Origin of the sequence: Oribacterium sp. FC2011, assembly GCF_000701645.1 — a bacterium.
In the GTDB taxonomy this organism is placed as follows: Bacteria; Bacillota; Clostridia; order Lachnospirales; family Lachnospiraceae; genus Oribacterium.
In genome coordinates this window covers 1-4,795 of the sequence record NZ_JNJM01000053.1, presented here as the reverse complement: position 1 = coordinate 4,795, position 4,795 = coordinate 1, and the positions used below count along the sequence as shown (strand labels likewise).

Below are 4,795 nucleotides of genomic sequence, written 5' to 3'. Positions count from 1 at the left end.
AGGCCTGTGATCTCTCCTGTGTGGCCGTTACATACAAGACCCTGGATTCCCTTGTCATAGAAGCTCTTGATCCAACGAAGGTATACTCTGAACTCCTGCTCGTTGATTGAGTAGTCGTCATTAAGTGGTACTGATACTGCAGGGAATATTGTTTTGAAATTCTTAACCTTAGCCATGATTGTTTTTCTCCTTATTTTTACACGAATTTGATAGTGAATTTAATCTTTAACTACATCAGCAAGGCGCCTTCGCTGTCTGCAATCGTTTGTTTTATTATGTGATATTTATATCATCCGTGAAAAACTTATGCAATATTTTCGGTCTTGACTGCAATTTGTTGCATATAGGCTGCAATAAATTGTATGAATTGTAGTTTTTTTCCAGTTTTGTGTAGTTGTAATTGTGTATATTTATATGTTCGTTTGGCGATCGCTTTGTGCATATTTTTATCTCATATTCCAATTGCAATCGTTTGTATACTCTTGTATCATTGTATTTAGAAAATTTGTTTATCCACAAATAACCAATCATATCTGTCATCCTTATGTCAGAAGCAATCGATTGGAAATATACATTTATATATGAGGTAATCAATATGGCCACCCTTAAAGATGTTGCGGCTCTGGCGCACGTTGATGTTTCAACTGTTTCAAGAGCCCTTAATAACAGTTCATATGTCCACCCGGATACCAAAGCCAGAGTCATGGCTGCTGTGAAGGAACTTAGCTACAAACCCAATGTTCTGGCAAGAGGCTTAAGACACGGAAAACTCAATACCATAGCTATAGTCATTCCCAAGATCAACTACTCCATTTTTTCACATGTCGCCTTCGGAGTAGAAAAAGAAGCCCAGGCAAAGGGTTACGCTGTCATAATGGTAAACACCGGAAATGACGGTGTAATAGAAAAAGAAAGTCTTAACAAATTAAGAAACAGTTTTATTGATGGCATGATCATCGCATCTACCGGGAGCAACAAGCGTCTGATACGGGACATCAATACAGAAATTCCCGTTGTACAGTTTGTCAGATGCTTTGACCCCAACATAAGCTGCGTTGATGTCAACTACACTGAGATAGGATACAAAGCTGTATATCATCTATATGAAAAAGGCTGCAGGAGAATCGCCATAATCAACGCTTCCATTCCTCTTGCTCCATATATGGAAAGATACACAGGATACAAACGTGCCCTTTCAGAATTAGGTCTTGAGGAAATAGCCATTTCCAAAGAGTCCTTATTGCAGGATATTTTTTATGGTTATGAATGCACCTTAGATCTTTTAGATAAATATGATGATATTGATGCTGTTCTGATGGCAGGTGACGCCCAGGCCATGGGTGCTTTGAGAGCCTTGAAAGAGCGTAAGATTTCCGTACCTGAACAAATCAAGGTTATGAGTATGACAGGAACCGAAGTAGGAAGTATGCTTGAAACCTCACTAACAGCCTTCGAACTTCCGGAAGAAGAGATCGGTTCTCAGGCAGCCCTGATGCTCATCAGAGCCATAGAGGCTCCCAAAGACCAAAAGCCTTCCGTCCAGCATCTCACTCTTTCCGCCAGACTGGAGGAAAGGGAGTCAACCATGTAATGCAGCAAATTGTTTCGCACAAATTTATATGATTCCTTTAAAAAGGCTAATCAATCAAAGGAAAGCATATTATATCCAACAGTGACGGTTCTCGCCGACAAGAACCGTCACATACGGACAGCCGAAAGATAACCTACAGATAAATAAAAGAACGGGAACCTTCTTTGACCGAAGATTCCCATTCTTTTTTTCCTGTTTTCGCTTTATTTCGTCTTAAGTCTCTTTTAGGTCTTTCACCCGGATTTTTATCTCAGGTTTTTCTTTTAGAAGCAAAGCGTACATTGAATTTTTCGTCCTTTGCGTCAAGCTCACACTTTCCGCCCTTCTTCAATCTTCCAAAAAGAATCTCATCCACCAGAAGGGTCTTGACTTCATTTCCTATAACTCTGTCAATCTCTCTTGCACCGTATTCCCTGCTTATTCCCTTTTTCTTCAGGAGCTGAACAGCCTCTTCCGTATAGCTCAGTTCAACCTTCTTCGCCTTAAGCATTGAACTAAGTTCAGATAGCTTCTTTCCGGCTATAAGCTCTGCCATGGTCTCATCCATGCTGTTGAACACCACTATCTGGCTCAGTCTGTTACGGAATTCCGGCTGAAATGTCTTTTTGACCTCTTCCATGAGCGTATCTTTGGTACCGTCCTTGGCAAGGAAGCCAATGCCTGCCTTACCGAGTCTTGTGGCTCCGGCGTTGGAGGTCATGATTATGATGACATTCCTGAAATCTGCCTTTCTTCCCTGGTTATCGGTCAATGTGGCATAATCCATGACTTGAAGGAGTATATTAAACACATCCGGATGAGCCTTTTCGATCTCATCCAGCAGCAATACACAATTCGGATTTTTACGGATCTCCTCTGTCAAAAGTCCGCCCTCTTCATATCCCACATAACCTGCGGGAGCACCCACCAGCTTTGCCACAGAATGTTTTTCTTCGTATTCACTCATATCGAACCGAACAAGAGAAATGCCCAGTTCCTTTGCAAGCGTCTTTGCTATTTCAGTCTTTCCGACACCGGTAGGACCTACGAACAGAAGACTCGCCAGAGGCTTAGTCTCTTCTATCATGCCGGCTTTTGAAAATTTGACCGCATTAACCACCTGTTTTATAGCCTCATTCTGACCGTAAACCTGTGACAGAATCCTGTCCTCCAAAGATGCAAGACTTGAAAGCTCATCGGTTTCGGCAGCCTTTATGGGAACTCTGCAGATCTTTGTGAGAACTTCATTTATAAGTTCCTTTCCGACGGTCTGTCTCTTCTGCTCCAATGGATGGATCTTTCTGTAGGCTCCCGCTTCATCGATAAGGTCAATGGCCTTATCCGGAAGGAATCTTTCATTGATATACCGGGCGCTCATTCTGACCGCATATTCAAGTACGCCCTTTCCGTATACTACTCCATGAAACTTTTCGTATTTTTTTCTGAGTCCTTCAAGTATCTTTATGGACTCCTCTATGCCCGGTTCTCTGATCTCCACATTCTGAAATCTTCTCACCAGGCTCTTGCTTTTCTCAAAATGCTTTTTATATTCTTCAAATGTGGTAGCTCCGATGAAGCGTATCTTTCCTGCCGCAAGGTACGGCTTCAGGATATTGGCAGCATCAAAGCTGCCCTCACCGGTGGCACCGGCTCCTAAAAGATTATGTATCTCATCGATATAAATGATAGGATTATCTTCTTTTTCTATACGGGAAAGTATCTTTTTAAGACGTTTTTCGAAATCTCCGCGATACTTGGTTCCCGCAAGCAGGCTTCCGAGATCCAATGAATATATTCTCGCACCCTTTAATGGGGCCGGAACATTATCCTGATTTATACGTTCGGCAAGTCCATAGGTGATGGCAGTCTTGCCGACTCCCGGTTCTCCCACATGAAGGGGATTGTTCTTGTCTTTTCGGCAGAGGATCTGAATGGTTCTTTCCAGCTCCTCTTCTCTTCCTATGAGAGGATTCACATTCTGAAGCATGTCATTTATGCAAGGTGCAAAATCAGACAAAGGTTCTTCCTCTTTCTTATCTCCCGAACTTGCATTCTCCCCGGAAATCAAAGGCGCATCCTCATCTTCATAGACAGAAAGAAGCTCCTCCAGCAGAGACACTTCGTCAACTCCCTGTTTGTTCATGTAATATGCGGCATAGCTCTCTTTTAGATTAAAAATGGCATGCAGAAAATGACTGAGCTCCACTACTGACCTGCCACTGTTTACTGCCTGATTATGGGCTATTGTAAATGCCATCTCCATACCGGCCGACATTTCAGGTCCGCCTTTTTCTTTTTTATCCACGAAGCCTTCAAGATAGTTCACCAGCTCCTGTTCCAGTTCCTTTACATCTCCCCCGCAATTTCCGAAAGCAAGTCTGAAATCATCATGAGAACATATCTCCAGCAGTACCAGTTCTGGAGTGACATATTCGTAATGCATCTTTAGGGCTGTTGTATAAGAGTTATTTATAATTGCCGCAAGCTCTTCCGTTACATTCATTGAAATATCCTTTCTTTATCAAGCCTCACACGGCCAAAACCGCGCACTTCAAATATATGTAAGTCAGGCTTCCTCAACTGTCATCTTGAATGGAAAACCGGCACTCTTTGCACGTATTTTGGCAGCATTGACCTTGGACACCGCTATATCATACGGATAACAGCCTACAACTGCTTTACCTCCCTTATGAACAGTCATCATAAGTGACTCTGCTTCAATCTCGTTCTTGTTAAATATCTCAACGAGAATCTCAACCACAAATTCCATCGTGGTGAAGTCATCGTTATGCATGATCACATTATATTTTCTTGGTTCACGAAGCTTGATATTTGTTCGTTCCTGTATCGCTGCCTGCGTAGCCATTTAACCACCTTTTCTGTCATTATAATATTTTCTGATTTTACCATGTCTCGCTTAGGATCCGAAGACATTCACCAAAGCTACACATTTTTTGTATCTCTCACATTATTATATAACAAAAACCACGGGACATGAATTCACATATCCCGTGGTTCTTTATGGATAAATCTGGATAACTTAAGAGATTAAGCAAACTTAGACATATCAACCTTCTCAAGACCGCTGTTCTTGATACCCTGAGCGATCCAGTCCTTCTCTTCCTGGTTAAGAGGAAGTACAGGCTTTCTCATAAGGCCGCTTGTGAAGATACCTCTCTGTACAAGTGTCTCCTTAAGTCTTGCGTGTGCCTCACCTGATGGCTG

3 protein-coding genes are annotated in these 4,795 nt (G+C 42.2%); 1 reads left to right on the top strand and 2 read right to left on the bottom strand.

Annotated elements, in window-relative coordinates; translation table 11 throughout:
- The first annotated feature begins 595 nt into the window (after positions 1-595).
- Complete coding sequence (locus T357_RS0118190; RefSeq protein WP_031555781.1) at positions 596-1,591, top strand: LacI family DNA-binding transcriptional regulator; 996 nt, start codon at positions 596-598, stop codon at positions 1,589-1,591.
- A gap of 250 nt (positions 1,592-1,841) precedes the next feature.
- On the opposite strand, the gene T357_RS0118185 is transcribed toward T357_RS0118190, so the two are convergent.
- Together T357_RS0118185 and T357_RS0118180 are read right to left on the bottom strand one after the other, a co-directional pair.
- Complete coding sequence (locus T357_RS0118185) at positions 1,842-4,073, bottom strand: AAA family ATPase (protein WP_031555779.1); 2,232 nt, start codon at positions 4,071-4,073, stop codon at positions 1,842-1,844.
- A gap of 63 nt (positions 4,074-4,136) precedes the next feature.
- Positions 4,137-4,436, bottom strand: a complete 300-nt coding sequence (locus tag T357_RS0118180) for an ATP-dependent Clp protease adaptor ClpS (RefSeq protein WP_031555777.1) — start codon at positions 4,434-4,436, stop codon at positions 4,137-4,139.
- Positions 4,437-4,795: the final 359 nt, after the last annotated feature.